The sequence below is a fragment of the Phocaeicola sartorii JCM 17136 = DSM 21941 genome, from assembly GCF_054653615.1.
Genome location: NZ_BAAIFW010000005.1, coordinates 412439 through 433977 on the forward strand (window position 1 = coordinate 412439; position 21539 = coordinate 433977).

A 21539-nucleotide genomic window follows, 5' to 3' on the forward strand; every position below is an offset into this window, starting at 1 on the left:
AGTGAAAATAGTGACTGGTCTGAGAGGAAAAATCGGTCAAAATAGTTATAATTGCGAATGATTTGTGTTTTTAGGCCTGAAATTATGATATTTTTGAATGAAATTTGGTGTAAATGGCAGAAAGTGTTGCATGACGAGAAGCTGAAGCATAAGATATATGTGATTATCTTTGAAAGCGACACACCGATGGGAAAATTATTCGATGTGGCGTTGATAGGGTTTATTGCCTTGAGCATTCTGGTGGTCATTGCCGAAAGTATCAAAAGCTGGAATCCGGTTATCGGTCCCTATTTGCGCGTGTCGGAGTATGTCTTTACTTTCTTTTTTACGTTGGAGTATGTGTTGAGACTTTATTGTTCTCCCAAGCCGCGCAAGTATGCTCTGAGTTTTTTCGGTATAGTGGATTTGCTGGCTACCTTACCTTTATATATAGGCTGGCTTTTCGGTGCGGCACGTTATTTGCTGGTGATCCGCACGTTCCGGTTGATCCGTGTGTTCCGTATATTTAAACTGTTCAGTTTCCTGGATGAAGGTAATTTCCTGTTGCGCTCCTTGGTGTTCAGCAGCCGGAAGATCATTGTTTTTTTCTTGTTTGTCCTGATATTGGTGACTTCGATCGGCACGTTGATGTATATGATTGAGGGGCAGCGGCCGGACACTTCTTTCAATAATATCCCGAATAGCATTTATTGGGCGATAGTGACGATGACAACGGTAGGTTATGGGGATATCACTCCGGAAACTCCGTTAGGGAGATTTCTTTCGGCGGTAGTGATGTTGCTGGGCTATACCATCATTGCAGTCCCCACGGGAATTGTGTCTGCGTCCATGATTCAGGAGCATAGACGCAAAGGAACCCTGAAATGTCCGCACTGTGGTAAGGGCGGACATGAGGAGGGGGCTGCTTATTGTAAATACTGTGGAGGGAAACTGTTGGAATAGTTTTTTGTTGTAAAGAAAAGTATGTGGACTTCGTGAGCCAAGTAAGCGGTGTTACTTTGCCTGGGAACATATCTTACTTTGCCCACGAAGATATCTTACTTTTTTCAGTGTGATATGATGGTTCATGATACTCTATAGAGAATACTCTGGAGGAAAAATACTAAATACCTATCAGGCAAATAAACAATCAACATCAAAAACAAAAAAACGTGTTCTTAAATGAAAAAGCCGTGAGGCTCTCTTAAAAAAACGGGAAATAATTTTCTATTCTATTAATAATTCCCTACCTTTGTCATGTTTTCCATACCTATGTTTCCGAAAGGAGACAATAAGGAATTGGGAAATATATAGAAAAGACGTTTACTTGACGTTTTGTTCTTGACTGTTTGAAACTTCGCAATTTTTGAGCAGTAGTCAAAAAACAAAGCAATGGTAGGTGTCTGCGAGGTATGTTTATATCCTTGTTATATCTTTGCTAGCCAAAGGTATATTCAAGTTATTATACATATCGGCGTGGGCTTCTGCGTTGCTCGTTCAGACTACTGCGGGCAATGCGAAGGCCTCAAACAGCGGGACGGGTAGCGAGTACAGATTCCCGCGCTTTTTTATATATAGGTATCGCAATAAAAAATTTAACACATAAGAACCATCCGGTTCGGGAATCTGCGGAAGGTCATCGGTTGACCCGACAGGCTGCATCTATATAGTGCGGATTCCAATCCTCCATCTATTGAAATAGCTTTTCCGGTCGAACTTGATTACAAGAGTCCGATTACTCTTGTATTTTATGAAATGACTCGTAACTAATTGAAATATAGGTATATATCTGTACTTCAAAGCTCCGCACCTATGTCTTCAAGTGAACAAATGCAATGGTTTGCCATGCGCGCCACCTATCGTAGGGGGATGCAAATCAAGGAACTGCTGGATAAACAAGGAATAAGCAATTTTATCCCCATGCGTTATGAAATGCAGGAAAAGAACGGTCGCAAGAGACGTATACTTGTCCCCGTTATCCGCGACTTGATTTTCGTCCGTGCCGTTCAGTCGGAACTTCAGTGGGTAAAGGACAGGAATCCTTATCTTCAATATATGATCGATGTCCGTAACGGGCAGAAAATCATTGTGCCCGATGAACAGATGAGGCAGTTTATAGCAGTGGCAGGTACTTATGATGAGCATCTTATTTTCTTTAGCCCCGATGAAGTGAATCTGCGAAAAGGGATGAAAGTCCGCATCATCGGAGGTGACTTCAAAGGCTATGAAGGAATATTTATAAAGGTAAAGGGGGCGAGGGACCGCCGGGTGGTTATCAGTCTTCAAGGAATTATTGCCATGGCCATGGCTACCCTTTCACCTGATTTGGTAGAAGTAATCAAAGAATAACGGTATAATGACAGAAACAATTCCTTCCGGCATTCGCCTGAAGAACTTAATTCAGAATCATCACGCTGAAATTCTCGGCAGGGAGAAGAATAATGAGAAATTTATCCATCTTTATAGTATCGGCACTTATTGGGTGGCTTTCGAACAATCTGCTTACAGGCTGAATCGTATTTTTGGAACAAGCGAAATTTCTCTTTTTCGGGTTGCAAGTCTTCCGGATTATGTTGTGATGGTTTCTGTACCTTATGATGAGGTAGTTGCTTGTTTCCGCAGGTATATTGTTCGTCATGGTGGGCCTGATTATAAAGTGCTAGTTGTTTCATCGCTTCCAATAGAGTGTTATTGTAAGTGGCACATGGATACTGTGAAGTCTGTGTTATGATAAATTAAAAGGTAGGAATGAATAGTAAAACTGCAATATTAACCGGAGTGTCATGGACTGTCACTCTTAACATTGTCAATGGTATTTATGGATTTCTTTCAGTCCCTTTATTGCTCTTTCTGTATGGAAAATCTCATTATGGATTGATTGCCATTGCATTGAGCATCAATTTATATTTGAGGTTGCTCGATTTAGGATTTAATTCTACTAATGTAAAGTTCTATTCAGTGTGGATGGCGCAGGGGAAATTGGACAAAGTGAAGAAATTGTTTCAAACTTCATTAGGGTTTTACGGATTGATAGGCTTGTTAAATGCAGTGGTTCTAGTTTTCATCGCTCTTTTCTCGGATGTAATCTTTAATATATCTTCTGAGGAATCTGTTATTTTAAGACATTTGATACTGATTCTTGCAGGATGTGCTTTTATTAACTGGTACAGTTCCAGCCTTAATCAAGTGATAATGGCATCAGAACAAGTAGGCTGGGTGCAGCGGATGGCCGTAGTTCCTAAGTTGTGCCAGTTCTTGATATTGCTTTTTGTTTATGTCTTTCCGGTGCCGATAGAGGTGTATTTTTTATCTACTTGCCTTTCTGTATTTATTGTTATACCATTTTCTATTGTGAAGATAAAAGCGTTATTGGCTGGTGTTTCCTTTCTTCCATGTATTACAAATTCTATTCTGAAAGAAATATTACCTTATTGCATGAATGTCTTTTCATTTGGAATATTTCAATTTTCGATGGATATGTTGAGACCGGTATTTTTGGGAATAAGGATTTCACCGGAAGCGGTAGCTGAGTATAAAATAATAGGAAGTATTGTCACACTGGCTACCATGCTTGGTGGTTCGTTTATGAGTACCGTATTGCCATCGGTAAGTAAGGCTCGGGCAACGAATAATCAAAATGCTATCCTTCGGATAGCTTATCAAGGAACAAAGTACATCAGTGTTACTCTTTCTTTTTGTTCATTCGGGCTGATAGTAGTGGCTGATGAGTTGTTGACAGCCTATGTAGGAGCTTCTTATCTTCATTTAGTTCCTTGGCTGTCTTTGTGGCTGCTTGTTATCCTTTTTGGGCATAATCAAGGAATTTCATCTATAATTTTAGCAGGTAATGATATTCGGGCGCTTTCTTATTCATCTGCTGTGGCTACTGCATTGGGGTTGTCTGTTTGTTGGTTCTTGATACCCGTCTGGGGGATAGGAGGGACGGTTATAGGATATCTTTGCTATTGTTTGGTACAGTTCGTATTCTATTATTTTTATTATTGGAGGATAAAATTAGGTTTGGATACATTGAAAATATTTGTTCATTCTTTTTTGATACCTGTATTGGTCTCTTCGTTTGTTTGCGTCCTCATTTTGTTGATACAGAGATATGTAAGAGTTTCCATAACGCACCTCATAACGGCTGTTACCGTTAAAGGATTTATTTTCACTCTTTTGTTTGCTGTTTTGCATTATAATATTACGTGTACTGAAGAAGATAGAACATGGATTGCGAATTTATTGAAAAAATAATATGAGTGTACTATTAAGCATTATCGTACCTGTATATAACGGCGTACGGTATATAAAGAATACTATTAATAATGTTCTTGCACAAACTTTTGTTGATTATGAACTTATATTGATAAATGATGGCTCGAAAGATGATTCTTTATTTGTCATGCGCGAATTATCCGGTAAAGATAAACGTATTAAGCTGTTTACAACAGAGAATAAAGGGATTTGTGCAGCTCGTAATTTGGGAATAAGCCAGGCAAATGGGGAATTTATTGTTTTTTTAGATCAGGATGATGATTTTGATAGTGATCTTTGTAGGGATTATGTGGAAACAATCATAAAAACGGGAGCGGATATGTGTGTCTTTGGGCGTTCATATACCATAATAGAATCGAATGGAAACAAGCGGCACTTCAAGATACAACCACTTGTTGAAGGCCTGTTGACTGATAAGGAACAATTATACGGGCATATATTCAATGTGAACAATGATAAAACATTTATGACTATTTGGAATTGCATCTATAGAAAAAACATTATCAGGCAATATGGGCTTTCGTTTCCGACAGTTCTTCGGGCGGGTTATGAAGATACTGTCTTTAATATGCTTTATGCATCTAAATGTACTTCAGTCTTTTTGTGTTCCCGCATTCATTATTCTTATCAGATGCGTAAAGGAGTCAGTACCATAACCAAAGCTAATGACAATGTTTTGGATGATTTTTATTTTGTGGCAAGAATGGGCCGCGAACTAGTTGATGGATTGCCGTCTAGTTATCAAAATGCATATCGTTTCTTTGTGCTGAGGTTATTTCAGGTTCCTTATTTCCGTATCCTTACGCATAAAAAGAGAATTTCTTTCAATGAAAAAATGGAGTTGGCAAAGATGATAAGCAGAAATACATGTATACAAGATGCAGCTGCTTGTACCATGGCTCCTTATAAGGTTCGAATTTTATATAAAGTATTGCTTTCTGTCATTCGTTATGGCATTCGGCATGGATGCTTTTTTATTGTAGTGGCAGCTTTGGATATTATTCACTTCTGGAAAGAAAAGGTATGACGGGGTATGTCGTTTTGGTGTTAATAGAACTTCTTCTTTTGTGGATTGCTTATAGAACTCTGAAAGATATATTGGCTCCTGCTTTCATTAGTATATTTACCTTTTTATGTTCTACGTTGCTTTGTCTTCCTATGGTGTCTATGTGGGAAATGGTTGTTTATAAAGAAACTGTTACTGTAGTGACACTGGGACTTTTGTGTATGATCTTGGCATGCAGACTCAATATGAAACCACGGACTAGAAAATCTTATTCTCCTGTTTTGAACTATATAGATGTTCCATCAGGTAAATCCGTCCTTTTGATTATAGTTTGCGTATGGTTGACCTTCTATTATATATATGCTGTAGTGAAAGCAGGACAATCAATAGGGGCAGATGGGGGATTAGAGGCAATAACAGCGGTTAAACAAGCTGATGACGTAGAAGTGGATTTTGTGGCAAAGCAAGGTGTGAAAGTTGTATTTGCATTGTCTTATGTCCATCTTTATTTATTTGTCAACAATGTGGTGAATAAATCGTGTGTGGGTAAAGAAATGCACCATTTGATACCCTCTGTATGCCTATTCCTTTGTTGCATATTTACAGGGGTAAGAACTGATATGTTGAAACTGGTTTCCGCCGGACTTTTTATGACTATCTTATTGATGAGATATAAAAAAAACAAGTTAGGCAGGTTTATGCGACGTATTCTCATTGGAATAATAGTGGTTGCGTTTGCCGGTGGGGCCTTGAATACGTTGAATAAAGGTGAAGGAGCTTCTATTAATAATGCATATTCGATAGGACAAATAGTAGCCTATTATATAGGAAGTCCTATACAAGTCTTGAATATGAAATTGAAGGATGGAACGGAAAATTACAGGGATAAAACTATATGGGGAAGAACTACATTTAGCCGACAATATATTGAATTGGATAGGTTTGGAATATATAAAACAAAAATAGGTGATAAAAAAGGAAGTATGAATGTCATGTTGGATGAAAGGAATAATGTTGTGGCCAATGTGGATACTATTTTAGGACCGCCGCTGATAGATTTCGGTTTATGTGGAATGTTGTTATATATATTTCTTCTTTATTGGGGGATAAGTTGGTGCTATTATGACAAGGTGCAGAGAACCAGCAACCCACAGAAGAAGGCTGTCAACATAATTCTTTATTCTTTTTTTGTAGTCATTCCCGTTATGGCTTATTACGCATGTTTGCCAAATTTGATTCTGACTTTTCCTTATTTGGTAGAGGCTCTTATAATTTATATGATTTGTAAATTCTATTTTAGACAATCTTTATTTATTCAGTACCATGATTAAACTCTTGAACCGGTTGATTGCATTATTCATCAATGTTTTAGTCTTGATGCTCCGTATGGTCATTCCTAAAAATAAGAAACTGGCGGTAGCCGGCGGTTGGCGTGGAAAGCGTTTTGCCGATAATTCCAAATACTTCTTTATAGACTATTGCAGGAATTACCGGACAAGCTATGATATGTATTGGGTGACTCGTGACAATAGTATTTATGAAAGTTTGAAAAAACGAGGATATCCTGTGGTTAAAGCAAAGTCTCTGAAAAGTATATGGTTGCATTTGCGTGCGCAATACCATATCATAGACCAGTCTTATGATGATATATTGGGATATCTGTCATTGACTTCCGTGAGGATCAATATTTGGCATGGGCTTCCCATGAAACGGATCTGGAGGGCAAGTTCAACTCCTTCCACTCTTAGGTTAAGTTCTTTTTTGGGGGATACTCTGTATGATGCGATAGGCAGATTTCTCTTTCCCGGCGGATGGAGTGATTTTAATTTGTGTATTCCTTCGGATTATGCTGCAGAGCATATTTTTGATTGTTGCATCAGCAAGAGACAATTGAGTCATTCCATCAGATGTTCTTATCCCCGGGTGGATTTTCTGAAAAACAGTGCCATCTTGTCTGGTGAAGAACAGGAGGGGGAACTGGTGGCAAAGATGCATTCCATTCATTCCGCAGGAGGGAGGATACTGATCTATATGCCAACTTTTAGAGATTATCAAAATAGTTGTTTTTTGGGGAATAAGGATAAGTGTGAAATTGATAGTTTTCTTGATAGGCTGAATAAGAATAACATTTACCTCTTCATTAAACCCCATCCTGAGGATAAAGTTTTGGCATCGGTTGTTCATCCGAGTATTGTCATGATTCCGGCATTAGAGGATGTATACCCTATATTGAAATTTTCGGATGCGCTTGTTACTGATTATTCTTCTATCTTTTTTGATTATTCCACATTGGGAAAACCAATCATATTTTATGTATTCGATTATGAGTATTATAAAAGTACGGATAGGGGAATCATGCTGGACTTTGATAAATTTGATATTGGCCCCAAGGCAGATAATTTGGCAGATTTGGCTAAAGAAATATTTATAGAGATGGGTGAATCAAACTACAGTAAAAAGAGAAGCGATTTTGCAAAACTTGTTTTTCAAGACAACTATCCTTCTTTGAATGAATACCTGATACGTCTTATCTCGAATAAAGAATGTAATTGAAAACATAAGATAATGGTTAGAAAACTTAGAATACTTGTCATTACCTATTTGCCATGGCGTAATGATGTTAGTGTGGGAAATTCTTATTCTAATATTTTTAAAGGCATGGAGGATAGGATAGAATTTGCTCATATCTATTTTCGTGACGATGCTCCGGATAATGCCTTAGTGCATCGTTATTTTCATATCTCGGAGAAAGGATTGGCTCGGAGTATATGGAACAGACAATATGTAGGACGCGAGTTTTGTCTTGAGAACTCGCAGGGAGGGCGAAAAAGAGAGTTCTCTTCTAGATATAACAGACTTCGTAAATTGAGGTGGGAGCTGTTTCTCCTCGGCAGGGATATGATTGGCAGAATGGGTAAATGGAAATCGAATGGGCTTGACGCGTTTGTACTTGATTTCAAGCCGGACTTGATATTCGGGACTTTAGGATATGTGCCAGTGGTAAACCAGATGATGATTTATCTGAAAACTAAGTTTGATATTCCGTTAGTGACATATCCTTGGGACGATTATTATTCATGGAAGCGGATATCTTTCTCTCCTTTTTATTGGATTAGATATTTATCAGAAAGGCGGTTGATAAGGAGATGTGCCCAAGCCAGCGAATATCTTTATACCATTACAGAGAAGATGCGGAATGAGTATGAGGCTTTTTTTCAGAAAGAGTGCAGAATTTTATATAAGGGCTATCTGTTTGATGAAGAAAACAAGCCGGAAATTCATGCTTCAGTAAATGAGCCGATACATTTGATATTCATGGGAAATATCGGAAACGGGCGTTGGAAAGTTCTAGCTAAAATAGCACAGGCGATAACTAGAATAAATATAGAAAGCCCAAAAGCTTTTTTTATGGATGTATATACGTTGTCTCCTGTTGATGATAAGATATCTGGTTTGTTGAATATAGATGGCGTTAGTAAACTGAATAAACCTGTACCGAATGAACAGGTACTGGCTACCCAGCGGAGTGCGGATATTTTAATACATGTTGAGCCTACAAATAGAGCGGATAAATCCTTCTTCCGTTTGTCTTTTTCTACTAAACTGGTTGACTATTTCTATTGCGGCAGGTGCATTATGGCTTTTGGGGGCAATACAGCTTCAATGGATTATCTAAAAAGTAAGGATGCGGCTATAGTGGAAGAAAATATGGAGGGAATAGAGAATACATTAAGACGGGTGGCTGAAAGTCCGGCAGTCATCGGACAATATGCTGAAAAGGCCTGGAAATGCGGACGTGATAATCATGATATAAAAAAAATTCAGGAAAGATTATATAATGACTTCATTGAGGTTGCTAATCTAAAATAACAATGTCATATTTTTCAAGATTAAAAGATATTTCATTCATTCGAAAATGTCTGTTGTTTACAACCCATTTTCTTGGTTACTTGAATCGGGTTATTCCTAAGAAAGAGAAACAGATACTATTTTATGATTCAGGACGTGATTTTCTGGACGATAATACAGAAGCGCTATATTCATGGATGTGTATGCATGGATATGACAAAAGGTATAAATTAGTGGTCTGTGTGCCGAGGGAGACTACGCGTTTGCCATTTTCTCATTATGAACCTATTGGTGCATTGAAGGGTATTTGGGCATATTTGCGCTCAAAATATGTGTTTTATTCTTTTGGCGACTTCCGTATAGAGCCCTCAAAAAAACAAGTTGTCATCAACCAGTGGCACGGTACTCCTTTAAAAACCATTGGAAAACTGACAAATTATAGTGTTTATGCCAATGAACGTTTGGATTGCTTCACTTATGTATTGTCTGCATCTGATTTTTTCAAGCCGATTTTGGCAAAGGCATTTGGTTGCGATGAATCAAAGGTAATGGTTTTGGGACACACGAGGATTGACTATTTATTTTCAACAAAGGAAGCCCTAGCCTGCATTGGCATTGAGAAAGGAAATTATAAAAAGCTATTTTTGTGGATGCCTACTTTCCGTACATCAAATGATGGGCGGTTTCACGATCTTGGTTCGGGAGAAAATACTTCCTTACCAATAGCCGGTACATATGCTGAATTAGAACTTCTCAATCGGTTTCTTATTGCCAGAAAGGCTTTACTTGTAGTAAAAGTTCATCCTTTGGCGACCTTCAAGTCTAATAAGAATTTCTCCAATATTCTGGTGCTCAAGAATGAAGATACGATCTCTCGGGGGGTGCGCTTGTATGAACTGGTGAAGGAGTTTGATGCGCTTATTACAGATTATTCATCTATATTTTGCGATTATTTAGTACTGGACAGACCTATGGCTTTTACCTTGGATGATATGGAAGCGTATGGTCATAATCGTGGTTTTATACTCTCTGATTTGACTAATTATATGCCCGGTCATCACGTTAGAACGATGGATGATTTTAGGGCTTTTATTGATGACTGCATACATGACAAAGATCCATATGCAGCTGAGAGAAAGCGGGTGTTACCCTTTTTCTGTAAATATAGTGATGGGAATAATTGTAAAAGATTACTTGAAAAAGTACATATTACACTTTAAAAGGGAATGAGGCCTTTCGGATATTCATTGGCAGGAAACTAGTTTGAATCACAATAAATTAAATAAAAATGAAAGCAATTATTTTAGCAGCCGGACTGGGTACACGTTTACGTCCCATTACCGATGAAGTACCTAAATGTATGGTACCCGTAAATGGCGTATGTATCATTGATAAACAAATAAGTAATTTGCATAAACATGGTATTACGGATATAGTTGTAGTGGGCGGTTATAAGGCAGATATGCTTAAAAAGCATCTCTCTGTATTTCCGGATATTACTTTTATTGATAATATCCGTTATGCGGAAACCAATAATATGTATTCGCTTTATCTGGTTTTTCAGGCAATGGAGCAAACAGAATGCTTGTTGATGAATGCGGATGTGTATTATGATGATAATATTATTGCGGGTTTGCTTAGTCCCGTCAATAAGGGAATCAGCATGATCGCTTGCGATGATGGTGGATATATAGAGGAATCAATGAAAATAACGCTTGATGGAAAAGGCTCCATTAACCATATTAATAAAAAAATCACTGAAGAAGAATATGATGCTGTTTCCATTGATGTTTATAAATTGAATGAACATGCGGTAAAAACTCTTGCTGAAGAAGTAAAAAATGTCATTGAGATACAAGGAAATACCAATTCTTGGACAGAAGTAGCATTGGATGCTATTTTCGATGTGGCGGATTTTAAACCTTATGTAATTGAAGGGCGTTGGTTTGAAATTGATAATCATGAAGACCTTCATACAGCAGAAAAACTATTTGAAGGAGATGAAATCTGATGGGATTGAAAAATAAAAAGCTTTTTCTGCTTGATATGGATGGTACTATTTATCATGAAAATGAGTTGATAGATGGGGCTGTGGAATTTTTTGACACTCTCAACCGACAAGGGAAAAAATATGTCTTTATGACGAATAATTCTTCAAAGAGTGCAAATACTTATGTTGAAAAGCTGATGCAATTAGGCATTTGTGCTACAGCGGAAAACATAATTTCTTCTGTGAATGCAACCGTGTTATATTTGAACGAACATAAGCCGGGAGCAAAGGTTTATCTGATCGGGACTGATTCCTTCAAAGAAGAATTGATGGAGGGAGGCTTTGATGTGGTACCCATTGATTACAGAGAGCCTGACATTGATTATGTATTGCTTGGTTTCGATACTGAATTGAATTATGCGAAGATAGAAGGTGGATGTTTTTACATTAGCCGTGGCTATACCTATATTGCTACTAATTGTGACATGCGTTGCCCGATTAAGGATAATAAATATGTTCCAGATTGTGGAGCCATAGCTATGCTGATAAAAGCTGCAACAGACAGAGAACCGTTATTTTTGGGTAAGCCCCGAAAGACAATTGTTGATGTCGCTATGAAGCGGTTCAATATTCATCTTGATGAGATCGTTTGTGTGGGAGATCGTCTTTATACTGATATTGCTTTAGGAATAAATGCCGGAACAGAAACTGTTTGTGTGTTTACCGGCGAGGCTGCTTTGGATGATTTAAAGAATACACCTTTTAAACCTACGTTTTATTTTGAATCTATCCGTGGACTTTACGAAGCTATAAAAGATTGATATGTATTATAATTTTATACGTACTCCCGCGATTGTTAAGACAGGAGCAGGCATTTTAGGAGATATTGATAATTTACTTCATGTGTCTCATCTTTATTTTTCCGACAAGGTGTTGATAACACAAGAATTTTTGTACAGTGTATACAAGGACAGTCTTGAAAGAAATGTATTTTGCAAAGTCGTTTTTGTAAAAGGGGGATGTGTGGATGAGGCATCCGTCATAATGGAACAATGCAAGGAGATTGACGGGCTACTTATTGCATTCGGAGGTGGAAGTGTTCTTGATATAGTAAAATATTGCGCTGATAAGATGGATAAACCTTATATTAATATTCCTTCTGCTTTATCAAATGATGCCGTTTATTCATGTGTCGCCCGTCTTAATCAAAATGGAAAGAAAAAGAGTTTTGGAGTTCAACCGCCTATAGGATTAATTGTTGATTTCGATGTTATTCGTCAATCTCCCAAGACGTTGATTTATGCTGGTGTTGCCGATTTGGTCAGTAACTTGTCAGCTCTTCAAGATTGGAAACTTGCCTATCATGTAAATCATGAACCTATTAATGAAATGGCATTTATGCTTTCAAGGCAGAGTGTAGTACCTCTTTTTAAATATACGGAGCAGGACTTGTTTTCAGACGAGTTCCTTTTTGAGTTAACTAATGGCTTGATTGTTTCGGGGTTGTCTATGATTGTGTGTGGTACGACTCGTGTCACAAGTGGAGCGGAACATCTTATAAGCCATGCAATTGATGAATATTTCCCGGAACGTTCTTCAATACATGGTTTACAGGTTGGCTGGGCGCATGAAATTATTAATAGAAAATATCGTGAGCATGGAAATGCAGAATATGATATTAGTGAATATTTTAAAAGAATGGGGCTTGATAAGGTGATTGAGGAACATGTGAAATGGCATGAAAATGAATTTGAACAGCTTGTCCCTTATGCAATACGGGTAAGAAAGCGTTTTACCATTTTAAATTTGTTGTAGGGGGTGTCGGATGCTTGTTATTAGGGGGCATTGCTAGTCTTTCTTGGACAGAAGAAAAAAACAAGGAATCCCTTTTTTATAATGAACCTGAATTATAAATCAATACTTCGGTAAATTTTCACCAAAGTATTGTTAAAAGATCAATGAAGATTTTACATATTGGCCAAATAATTGGCGGACTGGATATTTATATCCGGAATTCGATAACATATGCCGAAGGCGGCTATGAGTATATTCTTGTTCATGGTGACAAAGACAACAATAAGCCAATAGAAAAGAATGGGGAGAGAGTGAAAGAGTATGGAATAAGCCTTTGTCGAAACTTGAATTTATGGAATGATTTTAAAGCTATTATACAAACAGTGAGAATAATAAGAAAAGAACGGCCGGATTTGCTTCATTGTCATAGTGCCAAAGGTGGGGTCGTGGGAAGGATTGCCGGTTTTTTAACTCGAACTAAAACTTTTTATACTCCTCATGCTTTTTCGTTTTTAAGTACTCAATCAAGATTAAAAAGAAAAATCTATTTGCTTATAGAACGTTCTACAAAATTGAATGCCTGGCTTTTGGCTTGTTCGGAGTCAGAACGGGTGATGGGTGTCAATTTGGTTCATTATCATGAAAACAAAGCCTTGGTATGGAATAATGCAGTTCCGGATGCCGTAAATGAATTGAGAAATAATGAAGCCTGATAAATATATTTGTTATATAGGAAGACCTTCCTATCAAAAGAATCCTCTTTTTTTTGTGGAAGTGGCAAAAGAAGTACACTTTTTTCATCCTGAGATAAAGTTTGTTTTGTTAGGGGTAGGCTATTATTCACCGGAACTTGATAGAATGAAAACGAAGATTGCTGAATATGCTTTGGAGGAAGTGATAAATCTTTTCCCTTGGCTTGACCATAAGAAAACATTGGAGTATGTCGATAATTCCCTGTTCTATTTGACGGTGGCCCGGTATGAGGGGCTGCCATTGGCGGTAATTGAAGCGATGTCTTTGGGTAAAGCCATTGTTGCGTCTGATGTAGCTGGGAATAAGGACTGTGTGCAAGATGGATATAATGGAAGACTGATTCCTTTGGAAAAGGGTGCCTTTGTAAAAGCGATATGTGAACTTGTGGAAGATAAAGTGAAAAGAGATTTGTACGGTAATAATTCACGTATTCTTTTTGAACGGAAGTTTTTAATAACGAATCGAATTCAAGAGTTGGAGGCTATTTATCAGTCTGTAAAGTTATAAATGAAACTTGCATGATTAAGAGAATATTATTAACTGTTTATATTGCTATTTTTTATTTGATGCAAGCAGATGCGCAAATCAACTATGGAACCACTGGCTTGATGAACATGCCCACCGCCGACATGCAGCGTGATAAAACATTTATGTTTGGCGGCAACTGGCTAAATCATCATACTACAGTGCCTCGTTGGTGGTATGATACATGGAATTACTATATAAATATGACATTTTTTTCATGGTTGGAAGTCGGATATTTATGTACCGGACATAAAGCTGTACCCATTGATTATGGAAATAGTTCGGGCTATTGGGTACCATCTACGTATGGTAAGTTTGTAAATCAAGATCGTTCGTTTCATATCCGTTTTAGAATTTGGAAAGAAGGGTGGTGGAAATCGTGGACACCACAAATCGTGATTGGCGGAAATGATGCTATTGGTGGCTCGTGGGATGGAGGCTCTTTGAGCAAACCTTCGGAAAGTATTTATAGCAATGGCTTTTTGAATCGTTATTATCTTGCTTTAACGAAACATATTGCTTGGCAAAATTGGGGAACTTTGGGAATACATCTCTCTTGGATATATGGGAAGCGTTTTGATAATGATTTAAATGATTTTGCAGTCGGGGCAGACTTTCATTTCAAAGTGCCGGATAATGATTTTTTTGCTGCTAAATTGTTGAATAGCATACAGCTAATGGCGGAGATGATACCTGGATATACTGATGTGACTGATAATCTGTATTTTGATCCGGCAGGACCGAAATATCAAGTAAACGTGGGAGTGACGTATTCGGTTTGGAGAGAACGTATTAATCTGACAGCAGAATTGAATCGTTGCAAATATCTGTCGGGAGGAATTTGTTTCAGAATCCATTTGAAATGAAAAGAGAACATGGTGATGTTGGGTCATAGATAAACAGAAAAGGACCGTATCCTTACTCAAAAGTAGAGTGGATACGGTTCTTTTTATGGCTGAGGAAAGACGTCAAGTCTCAGATTAAAAGCTCATTCTCTCTAAAGTTGAGTTTTATTCCACTACCCATCTCCTGTCATGCGGCACCGTTTTTTTCGGATCATAAGTCATTCCTTCCTTAGTCGGGATTTTCAGTACGTAGGTTCTTCCGCTATGATTGGACAAGGATGTTTCCCGCAACCAAGGGTTCATATTCTTTAATAGAGCCAACGTAATTCCTTTGCTGCGTGCGAAGCGCGCCAGGTCGGCGATCCCTTTCGTCACGGTGATTTCGGTGTAGGGAATGGGAGGATACAAATCTGATGCCCGAAGCCGGAAGCCGAAAGCGGTGGGATCATTGAACATCTGTTTGGCGGCAAGAATACGGTATACATACCGGGCTGTCTCTTCTACCAGTTGCAGATCCAATGAGTCGTCCACATCCTGCTTGGCCAGCTGGCTGGCAATGCGTGCCTGGCCGGCATTGTAAGAGGCGGCTACAGCCACCCAATCCTTATATTTGGCATACGCGTCTTTCAGATAGCGGCAGGCGGCACGGGTCGCTTTTTCAATGTGATAACGCTCGTCCACATTACTGTTCACTTCCAGCCCGTAATCCCGTCCCGTGCCTTGCATGAATTGCCATAGTCCGGCAGCTCCGGCAGAGGAGCGTGCGGTGGGATTCATATTGCTTTCTATTACCATCAGGTATTTGAAATCATCGGGGATTCCGTTTTCTTTCAGTATAGGTTCTACGATAGGGAAATAACGGTTGGCTTTTTTCAGCATTTGCAAGGAAGTGCTGTGCATATAGGTGAATGCCAACAGTTCACGATCCATACGTTCGTGGCGGTCAAAGCGGCTCAAGTCAATAGTTTTGCCACAGAACTCAATGCTGGCAGGAACTTCGGGACTGCTGTATTTCAATGCCGTAATACCTGGATCTTCTCGTATGATAGTGGTATCTTCCTGTTCCGTCTTGGGGGTAGCGCAACTGTTGCTCACTAAGGCGGGCGATGCGACTACAATGCAAAAGGCTGCCATGGCAGCCAGATTGATGGTTATTTTTCTCATTTTTCCTTTATTCGTTTTCATTTTCTTTTTCTTTTCCGCCCCGCCCGAAGTTACGATATTCGGTAGGGGTGAAATTGGTGCGCTTTTTAAATACCGAGAAAAAGTGTTCGGTAGAGGTATAATTCAATTCATAACAGATCTCTTTCACTGACATGGAACTTTCAATCAACAGTTGCTTCGCTTTACGTAGTTTCAACTCTTGGAAATACTTGGCGGGCGCATAACCTGTGTATTCCTTGAACACTTTGCGGAACCAGGAATAACTGATTCCCAGTTTCATGGCCAGTTCTTCCGGATCTATATCCTTGTACACATTCTCGTGCATGATAATTTTGGCACTTTCTATTTTTTGTGCCGCATTGTCCACTTCATAGCGTTTGTTCTGTGAGATGGCGAGTACGGCTCCCATAATGTGTAAAACAATGCCGGACAAATATTGTTGCGCCGCTGTCTTGTCGGCTTCCGCCACTTCCAGTGCGCGGGCGAAAAGACTGGCCAGTTCTTCATTGATGCCGATATCCAGAATCTGGCTTTCTTTTGAGATGAAGCTGTTCTTTACCAGATTGTCTATGATCGGTCCCTCGAAACCGATGTAATATTCGTTCCATCCTGTCTTTTGCAGCGGCGCGTAGGTATGCCATTGTCCGGGAAACAGGAAAAGTATCTGTCCTTTGGATATGTCGGTAGGCGGAGTTGTGTCGCTGGCGAAAGTTCCTCGTCCTTTAGTGATATATACCAGCTGATATTCATGCAGCACACGTCCTTTCTGGGCCGTGAAATAATAGGCTTCCGGATGGTTGCGTGGCGGATAAACGCTTCCGGCCTTGATGGCCTGGAATCCGACGGTGGTCACCGACAAGCCGAAACGCTTGTCGCGTTCATTGACAATTAGATATTTAAAATCAGCGCCTTGGTCGTTGTAATGCATGTTTCTCTGTTTTTAAAATTAGGTCACACTTATCGGCAAATATACAATTTTTTATCTTAACTGCCTCTAACCTTCTTATGCTAAGTGTTTCCGGAAGCATAATTTTGCTGTCTATGTATGCATACGAGGGAAATTTGGAACAAATCTTATGGAATATTTGCGTAAAATGCTTTTTTTTGCGAATATTGCATCAAATCTTAAAGTTGAATCTATGCATTTTGCACACCGTTACTGTGAATATATTCTTGGAGTAATATATCTTTTTTGTTTTCCTGTTTTGCTTTTGGCTGATAATAAGGTTGATACTTATCATTTTAAATCTATTTCCACTTCGGTGAACTTTCCTACCAATGAGGTCAGGAAATTATTTCAGGATAGCCAAGGGTATATATGGATCTCGACTTACAATGGTCTTTTGCGCTATGATGGTTATTCTATCGTTGTATATAAACCCGATGGAGTGAATCATGGGCGTTCCATTGACAGTTTTGTGAATATGGTGACCGAAGACAAGGATAATAATTTGTGGATAGGTACGCACAATGGATTGTACGTGTTGCATAAAGAAACGGATAAGATAGAGAAAATAATCAGCCCTTTGTTACAGGTAAGCAATGTGGAAAGTCTTCTTTATGCAAGTAACGGGGACTTATGGGTGGGAAGCAACAAAGGCTTGTTTCGTAGGAAAGCCGGCAGCCGTACTTTTGATTGTGAAAAAAATATGGATATAAAGTCTATTGTCGAAGATCGGAAAGGACAAATATGGATTGGCGCTTGGGATCAGGGGTTGCTGCGCTATAATCCTCAGGAGGAGTCGTATTATACTTATGACGGGATTAACCCTGGTAATTCGGCACATGTCATATTTCAAGATGAAACCGGGAATATTTGGATCGGTACCTGGCGGTATGGACTGGTGAAACTTATTAATCCATACGATCCGGAACATTTTTCGTTTAAAACATTCCAGAACATCAAAGGGAATCCCCGCTCTTTGCTGGATAATATCATCTATACCATCGCTCAGGACAGGAATTCCGGAAAACTCTGGATTGGTTCGCGCAGTGGGGTCAGTATCTTGGAAGATGAATCGGGAGACGGGACTTTTACCAATATTATTCCGGGCAACCTTCAGGGGGATTTACCTTTTAATGAGGTGAACTCTCTGCTGTGCGGTAAAGACGGGCTGATGTGGCTGGGAATGCTGGGGGGAGGTGTTTGTACTGTAAATACAAATAAGTTCCGGTTTAATTATGATCCTTTGGAGGCATTGCGCGAACATTGCCCCACCAGTTCGGTCCGTAGTGTGTATCAGGAGGAGAATGGAAATCTGTGGATGGGAATCATGGGATTCGGCTTGGTCTTTTATGATATGGAACAACAAACCATTGTCCCTTATCGCTCTCATCCTGTATTGAAGAATATGGGATATACATCGACAGTGAATGATATTATTTATCGTAAGAGGACGGATGAATTGTGCTTTGCCACTTGGGATGACGGTGTGTGGTTCTATGATGTCAAAGCCGGAAAAGTGCACGTGTTGAATACGGATACCAATCCGGAACTGAGTGATATCTGCATTTATTCTTTATTGGAGGATTCGAAAGGGAATCTCTGGTTGGGTACTCGTTCGGGAGTGTTCATGTTGGATACGGAACATAAACTCCATTCTTTAAATGAACTGGTGACTTTGACAAATCAGGCGCTGCCCCAGATCTCAATTTTTAAAATGGCGGAGGACCGGGATGGCTTTATCTGGATAGCGACTAGCAATGAGGGGGTATGGCGGGTGGATACATCCGGAGAAATATATAAAGTCAAGTTTTATACGCCTTCGGACGGTGCGTTGTCTACTATCGGGGCCATGAGTGTTTGTGTGGATGGGTACAACAGGGTATGGGTGGGTTCGAATGGCAACGGACTCGATTTGTATGACCGGAAGAATGACCGTTTTGTCTCGATCTTGAATGATTATTTCCGGAATGGAGATGTTGTTCTCAGTATGCTGGAGGATGATGAGCATACGTTGTGGCTTACTACCAATGCGGAAATGTATCACATTGATATACCTTTGGACGGTTCTGCACCGAAAATACATACCTATACAGTAGATGATGGTTTGCAAGACCATATATTTAATCGGAATTCTTGTTTCAAAGGGGCGGGTGGCAAACTTTTTTTCGGGGGATTCCGTGGACTGAACAGTTTCTATCCCGATAAGATTGTCCAGGACACTGCTTATTCTCCGGTAGTGATTACAGATATAAAGATACATAATGTTTCGGTGCGCATGTTGCCTCTTCCTGCCAAAGAGGGTATTACCGCAAACAAGGCCATTGATTTTATTGATGAAATTGTATTAGGATATCAAGAGAATAATTTCAGCCTTGATTTTTCGATTTTAAACTATATCAATCCCAAGTTGAACCGCTACTTGTATCGGTTGAAAGGATATGATAAGGAATGGTTGTCCGTTGAGGCGGGACGTAGGTTTGCTTATTATAACAATCTTCCGGCAGGTACTTATACCTTTTGTGTAAAGGGAGCCAACCAGAACGGAATTTGGTCTCCGGATATGAAATGCCTGCGTATAACTATTCTTCCACCGCCTTGGTTGTCGTGGTGGGCCTACTGTTTGTATGGTTTATTGGTCATTTCACTGGTATGGTATACTTATCGGATTGTTAGAAACCGTATTCGGATGAGGCAAGCCATAGAGATGGGTAAGATAGAACGGCAGAAAATGGAGGAGATCAATCATGCCAAATTACAGTTCTTTACCAATATCACTCATGAGTTGCTGACTCCGCTTTCTATTATCTCGGCTTCGGTGGACGAACTGAAGCAAGAAATACCTGCCGGTTCGCAGGTTTGCTCTGTGATTGCCGATAACACAGTGCGGCTAATTCGGCTGATTCAGCAAATACTGGAGTTTAGAAAAGTGGAGAACGGCAAATTGCGGCTGAAAGTTTCGCATGGAAATGTCAGTCTGTTTTTAAAGAAATCGGTATCGGCATTCGCTCCTCTGGTCAAGAAGCAGAAGCTGTCCATACAGTTTGATCTGTTTGAGGAATATTCGGGATATTTTGATGTGGACAAACTGGATAAAGTGTTGTACAATCTGCTTTCCAATGCCGCTAAATACACTCCCGAAGGAGGAACCATTGTAGTGTCACAGACTTATGATGCGGAGAGGGAACGTTTTAAATTGAGTGTGAATAATCCCGGCGAGTTGATTTCAAAAGAGAAGTTGGATCACATGTTCGAGCGGTTCTATGAAGGGGAGTATCGTAAATTCCATACCATAGGAACAGGCATCGGTTTGTCGCTGACTAAAGACTTGGTATTATTGCATCACGGAACGATACAAGTGTTTAGTGACAAGGAAGAGGGAAATACTTTTGTCGTTGAAATTCCTATAGGACGTGAGGCTTTTGACGAGAACGAGATAGATGAGAATACCGAGAATGTGGCTTATGCTATTCTGTCGGCAGATGAAATGGAGTATACATCGGAGGCCGATGTTCCGGAAGAGGAACCGGCTGCATCGACTATTCTGCTGGTGGAGGACAACGAGGAACTGTTGGCTTTAATGGTTCGGCTGTTGCATGGCAAATACCATATTCTGAAAGCTGTTAATGGAATGGAGGCTTTGGATATCCTGGCAAAGGAGGAGGTGGACTTGATTGTTTCCGATGTCATGATGCCCGAAATGGACGGCATGGAATTGTGCCGCAAGGTGAAGACTCAATTTGAAACCTGCCATATTCCATTGATTTTGTTGACTGCCAAGACTAGTGATGAAGACCGCGTGGAAGGATATGAGTCGGGAGCCGACGGTTATATCTGCAAACCGCTCCGCCTCTCTGTCTTGTTCGCCAAGATAGACAACTTGTTGAAACGGCGTAAACGTATGGGAGTGGATTTCCGCAAGCAGTTGGTCTTTGAGGCAAAAGAATTAAACTACACCTCGATGGACGAAGCTTTCATTCAGAAAGCGGTGAACTGTGTGAATGCCCATCTGGGTGATTGTGATTTTGAACATGCACAATTTATAACGGAGATGGGTATGGCGCGCACCACATTGGCGGATAAACTGAAACTGCTGACCGGACTTACTCCTTCTGCATTTATCGGTAATGTCCGTTTGCAGGCGGCTTGCCGGTTGATAGACGAGAAAAAGAAAATACGTATAGCCGATCTGGCGTATGCCGTAGGGTTCAATGATCCTAAATATTTCAGTTCCTGTTTTAAGAAAAAGTTCGGACTTTCTCCTACAGAGTATATGATGAGGTATGATGGCTGATTATTACCGGAAATAGGCTCTATAGGGAATAAACACCCCTTTTTCGGTAATAATTCTCCCTGTTTCTTTTCTGTTCCTCCTACTTTTGCTGGCAAATAAAACGAATTATCTTTATTTGTTAG

General features: G+C 39.6%; 18 protein-coding genes. 16 read left to right on the forward strand and 2 right to left on the reverse strand.

Features of this window, described 5'->3' with window-relative positions; all coding sequences use genetic code 11:
- The first annotated feature begins 84 nt into the window (after window positions 1–84).
- The 15 genes from ACYQ0C_RS01875 to ACYQ0C_RS01945 all read left to right on the forward strand — a co-directional run bounded on the left by ACYQ0C_RS01875 (window position 85) and on the right by ACYQ0C_RS01945 (window position 15037).
- Window positions 85–942, forward strand: coding sequence for an ion transporter (locus ACYQ0C_RS01875; RefSeq protein WP_025077045.1), 858 nt, complete (start codon window positions 85–87; stop codon window positions 940–942).
- 849 nt (window positions 943–1791) lie between these two features.
- Entirely contained in the window at window positions 1792–2328 is a 537-nt protein-coding gene (locus tag ACYQ0C_RS01880) for a UpxY family transcription antiterminator (RefSeq protein ID WP_016275352.1), read from the forward strand.
- Window positions 2329–2335: 7 nt separating this feature from the next.
- Window positions 2336–2710: a hypothetical protein gene (locus ACYQ0C_RS01885; protein WP_016275353.1), complete on the forward strand. Its 375-nt coding sequence runs from the start codon at window positions 2336–2338 to the stop codon at window positions 2708–2710.
- A gap of 17 nt (window positions 2711–2727) precedes the next feature.
- Window positions 2728–4233, forward strand: coding sequence for a lipopolysaccharide biosynthesis protein (locus ACYQ0C_RS01890; RefSeq protein WP_016275354.1), 1506 nt, complete (start codon window positions 2728–2730; stop codon window positions 4231–4233).
- Window position 4234: 1 nt separating this feature from the next.
- Entirely contained in the window at window positions 4235–5281 is a 1047-nt protein-coding gene (locus tag ACYQ0C_RS01895) for a glycosyltransferase family 2 protein (protein WP_016275355.1), read from the forward strand.
- Window positions 5278–6591 (forward strand): O-antigen polymerase, encoded by a 1314-nt coding sequence (locus ACYQ0C_RS01900; RefSeq protein WP_016275356.1) that lies wholly within the window; start codon window positions 5278–5280, stop codon window positions 6589–6591. Before ACYQ0C_RS01895 ends, ACYQ0C_RS01900 begins: the two co-directional genes overlap by 4 nt.
- Window positions 6584–7813 (forward strand): CDP-glycerol glycerophosphotransferase family protein, encoded by a 1230-nt coding sequence (locus tag ACYQ0C_RS01905; protein ID WP_016275357.1) that lies wholly within the window; start codon window positions 6584–6586, stop codon window positions 7811–7813. Before ACYQ0C_RS01900 ends, ACYQ0C_RS01905 begins: the two co-directional genes overlap by 8 nt.
- Window positions 7814–7825: 12 nt before the next feature.
- A complete protein-coding gene (locus tag ACYQ0C_RS01910) occupies window positions 7826–9130 on the forward strand; it encodes a glycosyltransferase family protein (protein WP_016275358.1) in 1305 nt (434 codons plus the stop codon).
- A gap of 2 nt (window positions 9131–9132) precedes the next feature.
- Entirely contained in the window at window positions 9133–10329 is a 1197-nt protein-coding gene (locus ACYQ0C_RS01915) for a CDP-glycerol glycerophosphotransferase family protein (RefSeq protein WP_016275359.1), read from the forward strand.
- Between the two features lie 68 nt (window positions 10330–10397).
- Window positions 10398–11120: a phosphocholine cytidylyltransferase family protein gene (locus tag ACYQ0C_RS01920; RefSeq protein ID WP_016275360.1), complete on the forward strand. Its 723-nt coding sequence runs from the start codon at window positions 10398–10400 to the stop codon at window positions 11118–11120.
- The gene (locus tag ACYQ0C_RS01925; protein ID WP_016275361.1) at window positions 11120–11920 is read left to right on the forward strand and encodes an HAD-IIA family hydrolase; all 801 of its coding nucleotides are present in this window, start codon (window positions 11120–11122) and stop codon (window positions 11918–11920) included. Before ACYQ0C_RS01920 ends, ACYQ0C_RS01925 begins: the two co-directional genes overlap by 1 nt.
- 1 nt (window position 11921) lies before the next feature.
- Window positions 11922–12914 carry an iron-containing alcohol dehydrogenase gene (locus ACYQ0C_RS01930; RefSeq protein WP_016275362.1) on the forward strand — a complete coding sequence of 331 codons (993 nt, stop codon included), beginning with the start codon at window positions 11922–11924 and terminating at the stop codon, window positions 12912–12914.
- Between the two features lie 143 nt (window positions 12915–13057).
- Window positions 13058–13606 (forward strand): glycosyltransferase, encoded by a 549-nt coding sequence (locus ACYQ0C_RS01935; protein ID WP_016275363.1) that lies wholly within the window; start codon window positions 13058–13060, stop codon window positions 13604–13606.
- Window positions 13596–14153 (forward strand): glycosyltransferase, encoded by a 558-nt coding sequence (locus ACYQ0C_RS01940; RefSeq protein WP_016275364.1) that lies wholly within the window; start codon window positions 13596–13598, stop codon window positions 14151–14153. The genes ACYQ0C_RS01935 and ACYQ0C_RS01940 overlap by 11 nt, the downstream gene beginning before the upstream one ends.
- An 11-nt stretch (window positions 14154–14164) precedes the next feature.
- Window positions 14165–15037 (forward strand): YjbH domain-containing protein, encoded by an 873-nt coding sequence (locus ACYQ0C_RS01945; protein ID WP_016275365.1) that lies wholly within the window; start codon window positions 14165–14167, stop codon window positions 15035–15037.
- Window positions 15038–15181: 144 nt separating this feature from the next.
- On the opposite strand, the gene ACYQ0C_RS01950 is transcribed toward ACYQ0C_RS01945, so the two are convergent.
- Together ACYQ0C_RS01950 and ACYQ0C_RS01955 are read right to left on the reverse strand one after the other, a co-directional pair.
- Window positions 15182–16180 carry a lytic transglycosylase domain-containing protein gene (locus ACYQ0C_RS01950; protein ID WP_016275366.1) on the reverse strand — a complete coding sequence of 333 codons (999 nt, stop codon included), beginning with the start codon at window positions 16178–16180 and terminating at the stop codon, window positions 15182–15184.
- A gap of 7 nt (window positions 16181–16187) precedes the next feature.
- Window positions 16188–17108 (reverse strand): AraC family transcriptional regulator, encoded by a 921-nt coding sequence (locus ACYQ0C_RS01955; RefSeq protein WP_016275367.1) that lies wholly within the window; start codon window positions 17106–17108, stop codon window positions 16188–16190.
- A 148-nt stretch (window positions 17109–17256) separates the two neighbouring features.
- On the opposite strand from ACYQ0C_RS01955, the gene ACYQ0C_RS01960 reads away from it, so the two are divergent.
- Window positions 17257–21417, forward strand: a complete 4161-nt coding sequence (locus ACYQ0C_RS01960) for a two-component regulator propeller domain-containing protein (RefSeq protein ID WP_025077050.1) — start codon at window positions 17257–17259, stop codon at window positions 21415–21417.
- Window positions 21418–21539 lie beyond the last annotated feature (122 nt).

Coding starts and splice junctions, on each gene's coding strand:
- ACYQ0C_RS01875 (WP_025077045.1), top strand. CDS start 85: ATGATATTTTTGAATGAAATTTGGTGTAAATGGCAGAAAGTGTTGCAT.
- ACYQ0C_RS01880 (WP_016275352.1), top strand. CDS start 1,792: ATGTCTTCAAGTGAACAAATGCAATGGTTTGCCATGCGCGCCACCTAT.
- ACYQ0C_RS01885 (WP_016275353.1), top strand. CDS start 2,336: ATGACAGAAACAATTCCTTCCGGCATTCGCCTGAAGAACTTAATTCAG.
- ACYQ0C_RS01890 (WP_016275354.1), top strand. CDS start 2,728: ATGAATAGTAAAACTGCAATATTAACCGGAGTGTCATGGACTGTCACT.
- ACYQ0C_RS01895 (WP_016275355.1), top strand. CDS start 4,235: ATGAGTGTACTATTAAGCATTATCGTACCTGTATATAACGGCGTACGG.
- ACYQ0C_RS01900 (WP_016275356.1), top strand. CDS start 5,278: ATGACGGGGTATGTCGTTTTGGTGTTAATAGAACTTCTTCTTTTGTGG.
- ACYQ0C_RS01905 (WP_016275357.1), top strand. CDS start 6,584: ATGATTAAACTCTTGAACCGGTTGATTGCATTATTCATCAATGTTTTA.
- ACYQ0C_RS01910 (WP_016275358.1), top strand. CDS start 7,826: ATGGTTAGAAAACTTAGAATACTTGTCATTACCTATTTGCCATGGCGT.
- ACYQ0C_RS01915 (WP_016275359.1), top strand. CDS start 9,133: ATGTCATATTTTTCAAGATTAAAAGATATTTCATTCATTCGAAAATGT.
- ACYQ0C_RS01920 (WP_016275360.1), top strand. CDS start 10,398: ATGAAAGCAATTATTTTAGCAGCCGGACTGGGTACACGTTTACGTCCC.
- ACYQ0C_RS01925 (WP_016275361.1), top strand. CDS start 11,120: ATGGGATTGAAAAATAAAAAGCTTTTTCTGCTTGATATGGATGGTACT.
- ACYQ0C_RS01930 (WP_016275362.1), top strand. CDS start 11,922: ATGTATTATAATTTTATACGTACTCCCGCGATTGTTAAGACAGGAGCA.
- ACYQ0C_RS01935 (WP_016275363.1), top strand. CDS start 13,058: ATGAAGATTTTACATATTGGCCAAATAATTGGCGGACTGGATATTTAT.
- ACYQ0C_RS01940 (WP_016275364.1), top strand. CDS start 13,596: ATGAAGCCTGATAAATATATTTGTTATATAGGAAGACCTTCCTATCAA.
- ACYQ0C_RS01945 (WP_016275365.1), top strand. CDS start 14,165: ATGATTAAGAGAATATTATTAACTGTTTATATTGCTATTTTTTATTTG.
- ACYQ0C_RS01950 (WP_016275366.1), bottom strand. CDS start 16,180: ATGAGAAAAATAACCATCAATCTGGCTGCCATGGCAGCCTTTTGCATT.
- ACYQ0C_RS01955 (WP_016275367.1), bottom strand. CDS start 17,108: ATGCATTACAACGACCAAGGCGCTGATTTTAAATATCTAATTGTCAAT.
- ACYQ0C_RS01960 (WP_025077050.1), top strand. CDS start 17,257: ATGGAATATTTGCGTAAAATGCTTTTTTTTGCGAATATTGCATCAAAT.